General features: G+C 70.7%; 10 protein-coding genes. 5 read left to right on the forward strand and 5 right to left on the reverse strand.

Annotation, left to right across the window (positions count from 1 at the left end; genetic code table 11):
- Complete coding sequence (locus ACIQFZ_RS26065) at nucleotides 1–1,905, forward strand: DUF2264 domain-containing protein (RefSeq protein ID WP_365422425.1); 1,905 nt, start codon at nucleotides 1–3, stop codon at nucleotides 1,903–1,905.
- Nucleotides 1,906–1,920: 15 nt separating this feature from the next.
- Here ACIQFZ_RS26065 and ACIQFZ_RS26070 read toward each other — a convergent pair whose 3' ends face one another.
- A complete protein-coding gene (locus ACIQFZ_RS26070; RefSeq protein WP_372496954.1) occupies nucleotides 1,921–2,004 on the reverse strand; it encodes a 50S ribosomal protein bL37 in 84 nt (27 codons plus the stop codon).
- Nucleotides 2,005–2,179: 175 nt separating this feature from the next.
- On the opposite strand from ACIQFZ_RS26070, the gene ACIQFZ_RS26075 reads away from it, so the two are divergent.
- On the forward strand, nucleotides 2,180–2,722 hold the full coding sequence (locus tag ACIQFZ_RS26075; RefSeq protein WP_365422422.1) for a GNAT family N-acetyltransferase: 543 nt from the start codon (nucleotides 2,180–2,182) through the stop codon (nucleotides 2,720–2,722).
- Between the two features lie 111 nt (nucleotides 2,723–2,833).
- Here the strand turns inward: ACIQFZ_RS26075 and ACIQFZ_RS26080 are convergent, their stop codons facing one another.
- Complete coding sequence (locus tag ACIQFZ_RS26080; RefSeq protein ID WP_402692272.1) at nucleotides 2,834–3,376, reverse strand: DUF4262 domain-containing protein; 543 nt, start codon at nucleotides 3,374–3,376, stop codon at nucleotides 2,834–2,836.
- Nucleotides 3,377–3,766: 390 nt separating this feature from the next.
- On the opposite strand from ACIQFZ_RS26080, the gene ACIQFZ_RS26085 reads away from it, so the two are divergent.
- Complete coding sequence (locus ACIQFZ_RS26085) at nucleotides 3,767–5,068, forward strand: MFS transporter (protein ID WP_365775330.1); 1,302 nt, start codon at nucleotides 3,767–3,769, stop codon at nucleotides 5,066–5,068.
- 128 nt (nucleotides 5,069–5,196) lie between these two features.
- Here ACIQFZ_RS26085 and ACIQFZ_RS26090 read toward each other — a convergent pair whose 3' ends face one another.
- From ACIQFZ_RS26090 to ACIQFZ_RS26100, 3 genes are all read right to left on the reverse strand, one after another.
- Nucleotides 5,197–7,056: a CocE/NonD family hydrolase gene (locus ACIQFZ_RS26090; protein ID WP_402692273.1), complete on the reverse strand. Its 1,860-nt coding sequence runs from the start codon at nucleotides 7,054–7,056 to the stop codon at nucleotides 5,197–5,199.
- A 432-nt stretch (nucleotides 7,057–7,488) separates the two neighbouring features.
- Nucleotides 7,489–8,325, reverse strand: a complete 837-nt coding sequence (locus ACIQFZ_RS26095; protein ID WP_402692274.1) for a TIGR02452 family protein — start codon at nucleotides 8,323–8,325, stop codon at nucleotides 7,489–7,491.
- Between the two features lie 117 nt (nucleotides 8,326–8,442).
- A complete protein-coding gene (locus tag ACIQFZ_RS26100) occupies nucleotides 8,443–8,592 on the reverse strand; it encodes an FAD-dependent monooxygenase (protein ID WP_402692275.1) in 150 nt (49 codons plus the stop codon).
- A gap of 133 nt (nucleotides 8,593–8,725) precedes the next feature.
- Between ACIQFZ_RS26100 and ACIQFZ_RS26105 the strand changes: the two genes are divergently transcribed.
- Nucleotides 8,726–9,979: a cytochrome P450 gene (locus tag ACIQFZ_RS26105; protein WP_402692276.1), complete on the forward strand. Its 1,254-nt coding sequence runs from the start codon at nucleotides 8,726–8,728 to the stop codon at nucleotides 9,977–9,979.
- Between the two features lie 525 nt (nucleotides 9,980–10,504).
- Nucleotides 10,505–13,720: an alpha-L-rhamnosidase gene (locus tag ACIQFZ_RS26110; RefSeq protein ID WP_402692277.1), complete on the forward strand. Its 3,216-nt coding sequence runs from the start codon at nucleotides 10,505–10,507 to the stop codon at nucleotides 13,718–13,720.
- Nucleotides 13,721–13,904 lie beyond the last annotated feature (184 nt).

Raw genomic sequence — 13,904 nt, forward strand, 5'->3', positions numbered from 1 at the left:
ATGCCCGCCCCCCACTTCCCCCTGCCGCCCACCGACCGCGTCCGCTCCCCCCTGACCGGCTGGACCCGGGCGCACTGGGAGGCCCTGGCCGACCGGCAACTGTCGGCCCTGATGCCCTACGCCACACCGGGCTTCGCGCAGTACCGGCTGCCGGGGCGGGCCAGCTGGTCCGGGGTCGTCTCGGACGGGCTCGAAGGGTTCGCTCGGACATTCCTGCTGGCCTCCTTCCGGATCGCGGGCGCGGGCGGCAGCGACAGCACAGATTCCACGGCCGTCTCCCACCTGATCGAAAGGTACACGCAGGGTCTGACAACGGGCACGGACCGTGACAGCGGCGAAGCCTGGCCGGAACTCACCGACTGCTCCCAGCAGATGGTCGAGGCCGCCTCGATCGCGCTCGGCCTGCACGAGACCCGCCCCTGGATCTGGGACCGGCTCGACACCCGGGTCCAGGAGCGGGTCGTCGACTGGTTCTCCGGGTTCGTCGGCGCGAAGACCTGGGACAACAACTGGCGCCTGTTCCAAGTGGTGTCCGAGCAGTTCCTCGCCTCGGTCGGCGCACCGTTCGACCAGGGCGACATCGACGCCGGCCTCGACCGGATCGAGGACTGGTACGTCGGCGACGGCTGGTACACGGACGGCGACGGCCGCAACTTCGACTACTACATCGGCTGGGCCATGCACCTGTACCCGCTGCTGTGGGCCCGCATGGCGGGGCCGGACGGGGACGGCGGGCGGGGCGCCGTCTACCGGGAGCGGCTGTCCCAGTTCCTCACCACATACCCGCAGTTCTTCGGCGCGGACGGCGCGCCGGTGCACCAGGGCCGGTCGCTGACGTACCGCATCGCGGCGACGGCTCCGGTGTGGCTGGGCGCGCTCGCCGACTGCACCCCGCTCGCGCCGGGCCTGACCCGGCGCCTCGCCTCCGGCGCGGCCCGGCACTTCGCCGAGCACGGGGTGCCGGACGAGCGGGGACTGCTGCCGATGGGCTGGTACGACACGTTCCTGCCCGCGACACAGCCGTACTCGGGGCCCGCGTCGCCGTACTGGGCGAGCAAGGGGTTCCTCGGTCTGCTGCTTCCCGCCGACCACCCGGTGTGGACGGACCGGGAACTCCCGCTGCCCGTCGAGCAGTCCACGCAGTACACGGCGCTTCCCGCGCCCGGCTGGCTACTGCACGGCACCCCGCACGACGGTGTCGTCCGCCTGGTCAACCACGGCAGCGACCACAACCCGCCGGACGGCCCGGCGAGCGACGACCCGCACTACGCCAAGTTCGCCTACTCCACGGCCACCGCCCCGGAATCCGCGCCGCACGCCTGGGCCCGCGCAGTCGACAACCACATCGCGCTGCTCGCCGCAGACGGCACCCCGTCGCGCCGCCGCCGCATCCACCCCCTCGGCTGCCAGGGGCGCCGCGCGTCGTCCCGTCACGACGTGCAGCTCCCGGCCATGAAAGACGAGTTCCCCATCGAGTCGACGAGTGTGCTGCACGGGCCGTGGGAGCTGCGCGTGCATCGGGTGCGGGCGCCTGAGGGCGTGACCGTGCGCGAGGGCGGGTACGCGGTCGCCGACATGGTGCGCCCGCACTCGGAACAGGGGCCCGGCTGGGCGCTGACCCGTACGGAGTCGGGGCTGACCAGCGCCGTGGCCGCGCTGTACGGATGGGACGAGGAGACGGGCGTCGCGCGCGAGGTCGAGGCGAACGCCTACGGCCCGCACTCGGCGACCCCGTACCTGCGAGCCGTGCGCCATCCGGGCGGTGAGAGTGTCCACGTCACCTTGGTGGTGCTCACCCGCGACGTCGTCCACCCTTGGGCCCTGCGCGAGTCGATCACGTGCACGCGCGGGGACGACGGGCGGGTGAGCGTCACGTTCCCGGACGGCGAGACAGTGACGGCTTGACGGGCTCAGGTCGGCTCAGGCGTTGGGACGCTTGCCGTGATTGGCCTTCTTCTTCTTACGTCCGCGTCGCTTGTTCCCTCGTTTGGCCACGGTGCACATCTCCCTAATCCAGGACTTTCTACGCCTCGCTCAGTCTAGATTCGGCGCGGAGTGTCCGCATCAGCGGTCGCGTGGGCGAAGCGCGCACAGACCGGCGCTCCGCGTCCTGGCGCAATCACTTGCCTGCGCCCAGTTATCCTGCCTTGTCCTGAACAGGCAAGGGAGGTCCCCCAGCATGAGCGGCACCACGTCGTCCTTTCCCGAGCGGATCGAGCTCACGGGAGAGGGGCTCGTCCTCCGCGACTGGACGGAGGCGGACCTGGCCGCGATGCCGGAGCTGTTCGACCACCCCGACATCGCGTACTGGACACCGATCGTCTCCCCCTTCGACGAAGCGGCCGCCCGCGCACGGCTGGACCGGGACCGGCAGCTGCGGGCGGAGGGCACGACCATCCTGCTCGCCATCACCGTCGACGGCGGCGCACCGCTCGGCGAGGTGATGCTGCGGCGTGCGCCCGAGGGCGCAGAGCTCGGCTACGCGGTCGGCCCGGCGCACCGCGGCCGGGGGCTTGCGGCGCGTGCGGTGCGGGTGATGGCCGCGTACGCCTTCGAGCAGCTGAGCGCGGGGCAGGTGATCCTGGAGCTGGAGGCCGAGAACGCCGCGAGTGTCGCCGTGGCCACCAAGGCCGGCTTCAGGCTGCTCGACGTGCCGCTGATCAGGGGTGAGGAGAAGGGACGGCCCTACGCCCTGCAGACGTGGGGCCTGAACCGCCCCTGACCCTCAGCCTCATGGTCGTCCGGGGCTGCTCGAACCAGCACTTCTGGTGGAAGCGGGCTGAGCGGCCGTTGGCCCCCACCAGGCCACGCCGCCCAGGACCGAGCGTCGGCCTCAGTCGAGATCGGCCCACGGTCCGCTGGTTTCCTCCTTCGAGATCCACAGAAGAGGCTGGCTCGCGCGGCAGTACTCTTCGGCCTGGTCGTCCCAGGGGAAGCGGCCTTCCTTGTCCGGCCAGAACAACTGCATGACCGGAGGCGGAGGGGCCTGGTAGTAGTCGATCCCGGCACCGAAGAAGTCCCGGTACCAGCTTGGGTGCACCGGCCGGACGGTCACCGGGTAGCCGTTCAGGATGTCGTCGCGCACCTGGTCGGCTTCCAGCGGGTGACCGTTACGGATCTCTCCGCCCGCGACGTTGAGGATGGGCATCATCGTCTCGATCCGCAGGCCGAAGACGCAGACCTCAGGGCTGCGCAGGGTGTGCCACAGGCCGATCGAGTAGGCCCAGTCCGCCGGCGCATCGCCCCCTGCGCCGACGCCCATCACGTGCCAGCCGAACTCGGAAACGCTTGCGGCTATGCGGCTATCACGTTCCTCCCAGGCCGGACCGTCCGGAGGGGGGACGCACAGGAGGCAGAAGCAAGAGGAGTCGTTCACCCGAGGAGGTTACGACGCCTGCTTCTCCTCCTTGCCTCAGCGGTGGCGGCGGTGATGCCGGACTTCTCCAGTCCTCTGCCCACTTCGCCTCCAAACCGCCGCTGACCTGCACAGACGCTCCCCGTCGAACCAGACGGGGCGTCACTTCTGCCCAGGGTCCTGGACACCAAACGCCATGTGATGCAGATCACATCTCCCCGGCTTTTTTGGGCATGCCCGCGCTTGATACAAATTGCCTCGCGTTCCTGTCCGTCGACGGTCGCCCACCCCCCTCTTTTTCTTTCTCCACCCCTCCCCCCCCTGTCGCTTTCGCATGCCCTGGGAACGCCCGTGTCCTCCCCCGCGCCCGCGCTCTCGCGCGGTTCCTCCTGGCCCCTCGTCGCCCTTTTCATGGCGGGCTACCTCGCGCCCTATCTGCTGCCCACCATCGTCGGCCGCCTCGACGACCGGCTGGGCCTCGGGCCCGCGCAAGCGGGGCTCGTCGGCAGTGCGTTGCTGCTGAGTTCCGCGGCGGCGGGCTTCACGCTCGCGGCGCGCGTCGAGCGGTTCGGGCCACGGCGTCTGGCCCGCTCCGGACTGCTGCTCGCGGCGCTCGGCTACGGCTGCGCGGCCCTGTCGGACAGTGTGCCGGTGGTGGTCGCCGGGGCGATGGCGGGCGGTTTCGGCTCGGGCACGGCGACGACGGTCGCCGCGTCGGGCATCGCGGCCCAGCGCGACCCGCACCGCACCTCGACCTTCGGACTGCTGAGCGTCTCCGCGCTCGCCGGCGCCGTGTACCTGACGATCCCTCACCTCGGGCCCGGACACGGGCTGCCGTTCGCTGCGATCGCGCTGACCGCGCTGCTGGTGTGGCCCGCGACGGGCCGACTCGCCGGTGCAGTGGCGCCTGGTCACACGGCGGCGCCGCGCGGCCCGCTCCCCTACCTCCGCTCGGGGCTCGTCCTCGCGGGCTCGATGCTGTTCTGGTCCATGGCGCAGAACTCGCTGTGGGGCGTGAGCGGCCGCATCGGCCTGCACCAGGCAGGGCTGAGCGAGGTCACCGTCGGCGCGGTCTTCGCCACAGCCCTGGGCACCGGGCTGCTCGGCGTCATCGGCGCGAGCGCGCTCGGCGCGCGGCTCGGACGGGCACTACCGATCGGAGCGGGCACCGCACTGATCGCCTGCTGCATCGCGGTCAGCGCCTCGGCGGACGACCTGCCGTCGTTCGCGACCGGCGAGATCGCCTGGAACACCGTCTACCCGATCGTCCTCTCCTACCTCATCGGACTGGCGGCCTCGCTCGACCCGCGCGGCCGCTGGGCGGTGCTGGCCGGATCCGCGTCCTCGCTGGGCACCGCATGCGGCCCGCTCGTCGGAAGTCTGCTGTCCGCGGGCGCCGGCTACCCGGCGATGGGCCTGGTACTGGGCGCCGGACTGCTCCTGCTGGCGCTGCCGCTGACGGCGGTCGCCCTGCACGCCGGCGGCCGGCCGCTCGTCCCCGGTGCGGTCCGGCGCCGGGGCGGCGCCCCGGCCGCGGTGGTCGCGGCCACGACGGGCACCGCGTCCAGCACGGTGCCTCAGGTGGGCGCCCCGGAACAGCCGGTCGTCGAGATCGAGGTGCCGGTCGCCGGACCGGCGCCGGACCGGCAGGCGTTCGGCACCGCGGGCCCTCGAGGACTCGCCCCCGCGGAGGCGGCCCCGGGCACCCACTGAGGCGCGGACGAGGGACGCCGGCGACAGCCGACGTCCCTCGACACCCTGCTTGGTGGCGCGGCGGCGCCCGATACCCGGCGACCACGCTGCCCGGCACCCGCACGGGCGGGTGCCGGGCAGCCGCTGGGTCATCCGTTCTTTGAGATGCTCAGCGGGAAGGTGGGGGTGCCGACGTTGTTCAGCGTGGTGGTGTTCGCCCGTACGTACGTGTCCAGGTACGGCGAGCGGTCACCCTGGGTCGGCGAGTCGAACCGCGGGTCCTGCACCTCGAGGGCGAGCCGCGCGTCGGAGACCGTGATCGTCTCCCCCGAGGGAACGCTCCGCCAGCCGTTTGAGGTGATGGTTCCGATCTGGACCCCCAGCCGGTGCCCTTGCTCGAAGGTCCAGTCCGTCGCCTTCAGGGCGAAGGAGGTCGATCCGCTGCTTTCCAGCAGTGCGACGTTCTCGTTGAACATCGTCGCCTTGCCGTCCGGAGCGATGTCCCACAGCCGCGCCCAGACGTTGCCCTGACCCCTGGTCTTCAGCGTGATCTCCGGGCTGCCCGTGATCCGCACCTGCTCAGCGGCGGGCGTGGACCAGGTCCAGTAGCTGTTGGCGGGGGCGTCGGCGCTGAGCGCACTCGTCCGGTCAGTCGTCGGCGAGCCGACCCCCGGCGCGTCCTCGATGTCCCAGCCCTGAGAGTCCGGCGCCGTCATCGACAGGCCGGCCTTCTGTGCCTTGCCGCCGTCGTCGACGTACTGCCCGGGCGCCAACCGCACCTTGTACGAGTCATTGGTCACCGGCCAGGTCGGCTGGGCACGCCAGTGGCCGAGGCTGTCCTCGAGGGAGAACGCCGGGTCGGTCACCGACGGTTCGATGCCGCGGAGGTACTGGTCGTAGAACCGCATCACCTCGTCGAACCAGCCCGCCCGGCCCATCTTGAGCTGGCCCTTGGCATTGGTCTCGTTACCGCGCACATGCTCCCACTGGCCGATCCAACCGCGTTGCGGGCCCTGATGGTTGGCCAGGTACTTCTGCATCTGCTCGGGCTTGGTGTTGTCCTCGATGAAGCCCGACGTGACGAACAGCGGCGTCTGGGTTCCGGCGGCGCGGGAGGCAAAATCACGGGCACGCCAGAACGGCGACTTCGGGTCGGGGTTCTGGGTGTTGGTGAGGTTGTCGCTCTCGCACTCGGGGTGGTTCTTCTCGTACCCCGCGTTCGCCTTGTAGTGGTCGCTGTCGTCGGCCAGCGGCGCCATCGTCGCGATCGAGTAGTAACCCCGCGGGGTGCTGGTCACGTTGGAACGCGGCACCCCGTTGCTGTACAGGTAGTTGTACCTGTTCCAGGTCGGTTCTTGGGAAACGATCGCCCGCAGAGGCTTCAGCTTGAGGGTATTGGCCGCCAGCCCGGTGTTGGCGTCGTACGACTTGCCGTACATGCCGACCTTGCCGGTCGACCACGGCTGGCTGGCTGACCACTCGACGGCCGCCTTGATGTCGGCCTGCTCCCCCGGGCCGAGGAAGTCCAGGCAGCCGGTGCTGCCGCCGAAGCCGCGAAGGTCGACCATCACGAAGGTGTATCCGCGTTCCATGAGGCGCGCACCGTCGATGAAGTCCTGGAAGCGTGCCGATGGCCCGACCTGGTTCCACCCCGCGGGGGAGCTCTCTCCCGCGTGGGAGAAGTACGGGCCCACCGACAGGATCACCGGCGTCTTCGCATCCGCCGGCAGGCCTGCCGGGCGCAGCACGTCGGCGTGCAGCTCGACCCCGCTGTCGTCCGAGGAGGGGAAGTAGTGCTGAGTCCAGAGCGAGCCCTCCGGGACGCGATCGTTCTCCTCGTGCGTGACGGGGTCGGTCGCGGTGGCCACCTCCGACCGGGCCTGCCCTGCGGTGGCGGACTCGGATGTGGTGTCGGGTGCTGCGGTGGCGGGTCCGGCGAGCGTGCCGGTCAATGCGAGGGTGGTGATGGCGACTGAGGCGGCCCAGGGGGCCGTGCGTCGTCTTCTCACTTGCTGCTCCCGGAGTTGTCGGTACGGGGCGGTGCAGGTGGCGCTGTCGGGCAGCGGCCCCGGGCCCGTCGTCGACGGGTCGACGAGGGGCGACCGCGCGCAGACGGACGGAATCTGGATTCCGAGTACGCGCCGGAGCCGACGGCGAGGGAGCCTATGATCATCATTGACACGCGTCAACAGTGCGGCGTGGGCTATGTGTTGCTGGTGTGGCCGCAGATGTCCCGACCGGGGCTGGTCACGGCGTCTCAGGGGAGCGCGTAAAGCGACGTAGCCCGGACGTACCAGAGGGCAGGATCCTCGCCCGACCGGCGTTCAGCCGTCCGGCGCACCCTCCCCCACAACACGGCCAGCGCGTGCCCGACACGGCAGTCGCAGCAGCCGACGCGGGACCGGCCTGTGCCGCCGCGGCGAACGGACCGCCCGGCCCGGCTATCCGCCGAACCGGGCGGCGAAGGCGGCCCGGTTCGGCGACCGCGGCGTGCGGTCCCACACCGCGAACACAACCTTCGCGAACACGTCCCGGTACGCGCCCGTGTCGGCCGCCAGGTGCGCGTGGAAGGCATCGGCGACCTGTTCCGGGTCGTTGCGGAACACGCCGCAGCCCCACGCACCCAGCACCAACTCGCACACCCCGTGGTGGGCGGCGACCGCGAGTACCAGCCCGGCACGCTCGCGCAGCACCCTGGCGATCTCCTCGCTCGCTCCCAGGTCGCGCCGCAGTGCCTGCCCTGCGTTGGGCGCCGGGCAGGTCAAGAACGACACGGGATAGGGCTCGGTCAGCAACTCACCGCGGTCGCCGCGGTGCACGGGGACCGCGGGCGACCAGATCACGCGGTGGCTGTAGAGCAGGTCCGCGGACGCCCGGTGTGCCGCGTAGTAGTCCGGAGCCTCGAGCAGGCACGGATACAGCAGAGAGGTGCGGCACAGGTCCTCCTCCTGCGCGCGGGCGCCGCCGAGGTAACCGCCTCCGGGGTTGCGGGCGGAGGCGAAGTTGAGCACCGCGATGTGTCCGGCCCCGGCCAGATGCAGTCGGCGTGCCGCCTGCAGGCTGCTCTCCGCCGTGACCGTGAAGGCGGTGCCGTGCGTCAGCGGAAAGCGCTCGGCGGCGAGGTCCCGCAAGGCGGCGGGGGCGTAGCTGACGGTCCCGGAGCGGGCCGCGGCGAGCGTCTCACGCACCTCGACCCTGCGGCCATCCTCCAGCTGGTAGGAACCTTCTTCGACGATGCGCGCGTTGCGCGCCGCGACCTCACGGAGTCTGCTGCTCACAGCCACGGACGGTAATGGACACGCGAGGCGTCCGTCGACCGCGTTTCCAGGCGAGGCCATCCGGGACGCGCCCCCTGCCGGCCGCGATCGCCTGCGCCAGATGTCCAGCGTGCGCGGTCACGGTGAACCGGTCACGCACCACCGCCGCCATACAAGCCACCGGTTCAGGGCCAGGACAGTGACCTCCACTCCGGACCGGGCCAGCAGCAGGGCGAGGCCCATTCCGGCGGGGCCGCCGCCCATCACACCGCACGCGGTCCACCCCATCAGGCCCTTTCAGCGCGAATCACGGAGTCTCCATACTGGGATATATGTACTCAAGATCTGCTGAATTCGCCGCGCAATCCCTGGCGAACCCAGACGATCCGTGAAGCACTTCGACGTACTTCGGGAGACGACGATGAGCGAGCAGCCGCTCTTGCTTCCCTATGCCGATCCGGCCTTCGTGGCGAACCCGTTCCCGTTCTACCGACAGCTGTGCGAGGAGGGCCCGGTGCGGCGCGCGGTCATCGTCGGCGGCCTGGAGGCCTGGCTGGTCACGCGTTACGAGGACGGCCTCGCCGCGCTGCGCGACCCGCGCCTGAGCAGCGACGTCCGCGACGCGTCGGACCCCCGACTCCTCCGACAGCTGCCCGCGACGGAGCGCGAGTCCATGCTGAGCACCATGCTCCGGGCGGACCCGCCCGACCACGCCCGCCTGCGCCGCCTGGTCTCGAAGGCGTTCACCGCGCGCCGGGTGGCCGAGCTGCGGCCCCGTGTCCAGGCCATCACCGACGAACTGCTCGACGCGATCGTGCGGGCCGGCTGCGCGGACCTCGTCGCCGACTTCGCGCTGCCGCTTCCGGTCGCCGTGATCAGCGAGCTGCTCGGGGTGCCCACTACGGACCGGTACGACTTCCAGCGGTGGACCGACGACATGATCCTCCGGGGACCCGAGCCGCCGGACCCGGCCGTGATCGACAGTGCCTGGCAGCACATGCGCGCGTACCTGATCAGGCTTCTGGAAGCCAAACGAGCCGACGCCGGAGACGACCTGCTCAGCGCTTTGATCATCGCTCGGGACGAGGAGAAGCGGCTGGACGAGGACGAGCTGATCGCCATGACGTTCCTGCTGCTGGTGGCCGGATACATCACCACCGTCAATCTGATCAGCGGCGGCATCGCCGCACTGCTCGCCCATCCCGACCAGCTTCGGCTACTGCGGGACGATCCGGCGCTGCTGCCGGACGCGATCGAGGAGTTCCTTCGCTACGACGGACCGGTGAACCCCGGCATCGCCCGCTTCGCGCGGGAGAACGTCGAGATCGCGGGCGTGAGGATCCCGCGTGGCGCCACCGTTCTGGTGGCCTCCGCCATCGCCGACCGGGATCCGGCGCGGTTCCCGGACCCCGATCGTCTGGACATCACCCGTGAGGACAACGCCCACCTAGCGTTCGGGCACGGAATCCACTACTGCCTGGGCGCCCCGCTGGCCCGGTTGGAGGGTCAGATCGCCATCGGGACTGCCCTGCGTCGCCTCCCCGGCCTCGCCTTGACCGTGCCGCCGGGCGAGCTGCGGTGGAGTCCAGGCGGTCTGCGCGGCCCCGAACGCCTGCCCGTCAGGTTCACGCCCGGTTTCACGCCCGCCGGCACGGGCCCGGCCGCTCCGGCGTAATCCGGACCGGGCTTGCCCGCCCGGCCGAGCATGCCCTTCCGTCCGCGGCAAAGGACCCGGCGGCCACCGGGCACCCAGCTCTGCCGCCTTAACCCCTGACCTCCTGTGCGGGTCCGCCGTACCTCGCGGTCAACGACTACTCCGTGTTCGTTGGCTTTGCGGCCCGACACAAGGTCGATCCGCCCCGCCACGACCAGCACCACCCGGGTGGACACGAAGTTCGAGGTCTGGCGTGAGCTGATCGCCGACATCCGCGCCCTGCGAGTGCACTCGTACGACATCGCCGAGCGTCTGCGCTCTTGGCGGGTCGGGTGACCTGAGCGTCCTCGGACTTTCGGGGTCCTGATTGAAACCGTTCAATCACCTCGCGCCCGCTTCGCGCGCCGGCTCCGGTCGGAGTGGCGGCGGAAATGGGGCGCTTGCGAAAGTACCTGCACACTGATTGACCTTCGCCTCGCTCGCCCTTACGTTACCCACACTCACCGACACTGAATCGATTCATCCAATCCTGGGCGAGGAGTCGTAGTGATCAGTAGGAGGAGTGTTCTGGCGGGAGCGGCCGCCACAGTCGCGGCGGCGGCTTTGGACGCGGGACCAGCGGCGGCCTTACCAGCATCCGAACCTGTCCAGGCGCAGACGCCCGCAGGGCACGACGGCCTGCGCGTCACGGCGCCGAGCGTGGAGTACGTCCAGCACCCCCTCGGACTCGATGCACAACGCCCCCGGCTGAGCTGGCCGTTGGCTTCCGACAAGCCGGGTATGCGGCAGAGCGCCTATCAGATCCGCGTCGCCACCACCGCAAAGGGCCTGTCCCGTCCGGACGTCTGGGACAGCGGGAAGGTCACGTCCGGCGAGTCCGTCCTCGTACCCTACGGGGGTCCTGGGCTCGAACCCCGGACACGCTACTTCTGGTCCGTACGCGTGTGGGACACCGATGGCCGGACTTCCGGCTGGAGCGAGCCCTCGTGGTGGGAGACCGGCCTCATGGATGCCGGGGAGTGGACGGCCGACTGGATCTCGGCTCCGGCGAGCCTCACGGACGTGCCGTCTCTCGAGGGCAGTTCCTGGATCTGGTTCCCCGAGGGTGATCCGACGAGCAGTGTTCCGGCGGTCACCCGTTGGTTCCGCGGCATCGCGGAACTGCTCGACGGGATCACCTCGGCGACGCTCGCCATCAGCGCGGACAACGTGTACACCGTCTCCGTGAACGGGGTCGAGGTGGCCCGTACCGACCTGGAGACCGACAACGAGGGCTGGCGCCGCCCGGCCGTGATCGACGTACTGGACCGGGTGCGCGCCGGCGACAACGTCATCGCCGTCTCCGCCACCAACGCGTCCCCGGGCCCGGCGGGGCTCATCGCCGTTCTCACGGTCCGCACCGCTTCCGGCGAGCAGAGGACGGTCACCGACGCCTCCTGGAAGGCCACGAACGCAGAACCTCCCGCCGGCTGGCGCGGGCTCGGCTTCGACGACGCCGGCTGGCCGGCGGCGAGGGTGGCGGCACCGTGGGGCGGCGGGCCCTGGGGAAGGATCGTCCCCGTGACGTACGCCGTCACCCAGGTGCGCCACGAGTTCCAGCTCCGGAGCCGGAAGGTGTCCCGGGCGCGGCTGTACGCCACGGCGCTCGGTCTCTACGAGGCCCATCTCAACGGCAGCCGCGTGGGCCGCGACCAGCTCGCTCCCGGCTGGACGGACTACCGCACCCGCCTCCCGTACCAGACGTACGACGTCACCGCGCTTCTGCGGCCCGGCGCCAACGCCATCGGTGTGTATATCGCGCCCGGGTGGTACGCGGGCGACGTCGGCATGTTCGGTCCTCACCAGTATGGCGATCACCCGGCGCTGCTGGCGCAGTTGGAGGTGGAGTACGCGGACGGGACGAGCGAGCGCATCACATCGGGCGCCGGCTGGCGGGCCGCCTCCGGGGCGATCGTCGCCGCCGACCTCCATGGTGGCGAGACGTACGACGCGCGCAAGGAGACCCCCGGCTGGACCTCACCCGGCTTCGACGACGGGAGTTGGCTCGGCGTACGCGGCGCCGGCGACGTCGGCCCCCGCCTGATCGTCGCGCAGGAGGCCGGTCCGGTACGTGTGACCGAGGAACTGACGCCGAAGAAGGTGACCGAACCCAGGCCCGGCGTCTTCGTGTTCGACCTGGGCCAGAACATGGTCGGTTCGGTACGCCTGCGCGTGTCGGGAGCCGCGGGAACGACCGTCCGGCTCAGACACGCCGAGGTGCTCAACCCCGACGGCACCGTCTACACGGCGAACCTGCGGAGCGCGTCGGCGACCGACTCGTACACCCTCAAGGGCCGCGGGGAGGAGAGCTACGAGCCCCGCTTCACCGTCCACGGTTTCCGCTATGTCGAGGTGACCGGATTCCCCGGCACTCCCTCGGTGAGAGCCGTCACCGGACGTGTCATGAATACGTCAGCGCCGTTCACGCTCGACTTCGAGACCGACGTACCGATGCTCAACCAACTGCACCGCAACATCACATGGGGGCAGCGCGGGAACTTCCTCTCCGTTCCGACGGACACGCCCGCGCGCGACGAGCGCCTGGGGTGGACCGGAGACATCAACGTCTTCGCGCCCACGGCCGCTTACACGATGGAGTCGGCTCGCTTCCTGTCCAAGTGGCTCGTCGACCTCCGGGACTCCCAGACCGCGCAGGGCGCGTTCACGGACGTGGCGCCGGCGGTCGGCGGACTCGGCAGCGGCACCGCCGGCTGGGGCGACGCGGGCGTCACCGTCCCCTGGTCGCTCTACCAGGCATACGGCGACCGCCAGGTCCTGGCGGACGCCTGGCCGTCCGTCCAGGCCTGGCTGACGTACCTGGAAAAGAACAGCAACCGACTGCTGCGCCCGGCTCAGGGATACGGCGACTGGCTGAACGTCGCCGACGAGACCCCCAAGGACGTCATCGCCACCGCGTACTTCGCGCACAGCGCCGACCTCGCGGCCCGGATGGCCGCAGAACTCGGCAAGGATCCTGCCTCCTCCCTCGATCTCTTCGAACGAGTACGAGAGGCGTTCCGGAACGCTTATGTCACCTCCGACGGCAGGGTCAAGGGTGATACACAGACGGCTTATGTCCTCGCACTGTCGATGGACCTGATGCCGGACGGATTGCGGAAGGCCGCGGCCGACCGGCTCGTCGCCCTGATCGAGGCCAGGGACTGGCACCTCTCGACAGGTTTCCTCGGCACGCCCCGGCTGCTGCCCGTCCTGACCGACACGGGGCACACCGACGTCGCCTATCGCCTGCTGCAGCAGCGCTCCTTCCCCAGTTGGGGCTACCAGATCGACAAGGGCTCCACGACGATGTGGGAACGCTGGGACTCCATACGGCCCGACGGCAGTTTCCAGGACCCGGGCATGAACTCCTTCAACCACTACGCCTACGGCTCGGTGGGAGAGTGGATGTACGCGAACATCGCCGGCATCTCGGCGGGCCGGCCCGGCTATCGCGAGATCGTCATCCGCCCCCGTCCGGGCGGAGCCGTCACCTCCTCCCGCGCCACGTTCACCTCGGTCTACGGGCCCGTCTCCACACAATGGCGGCAGCAGGGCGGCCGCTTCAATCTGACCTGCACGGTGCCGCCCAACACGGCTGCCGAGGTGTGGATCCCCGCATCCACTCCGGAGGCGGTCGCCCACACGCACGGGACGTTCCTGCGCCGGCAGGACGGCTGCACGGTCTATCAGGTCGGCTCCGGTACACACCACTTCACCGTCTGACCGTCCCGCAGCCCCACGGGCGAACACGCGTACCCGCCTCGCGAGGGCGGCAGGTCGTGGGGGGGGGGGGGGGGCGGGGGGGGGGGGGGGGCCCGCCCCCCCCCCCCCGCCCCCCCCCCCCCCCCCCCCGCCACCCCGGCGAAAAATAAAACACGCGCCCGCGGCGGCCCCGCGCGGGCCCCCC

Origin of the sequence: Streptomyces sp. NPDC093064 (genome assembly GCF_044754605.1) — a bacterium.
Classification (GTDB): Bacteria; Actinomycetota; Actinomycetes; order Streptomycetales; family Streptomycetaceae; genus Streptomyces.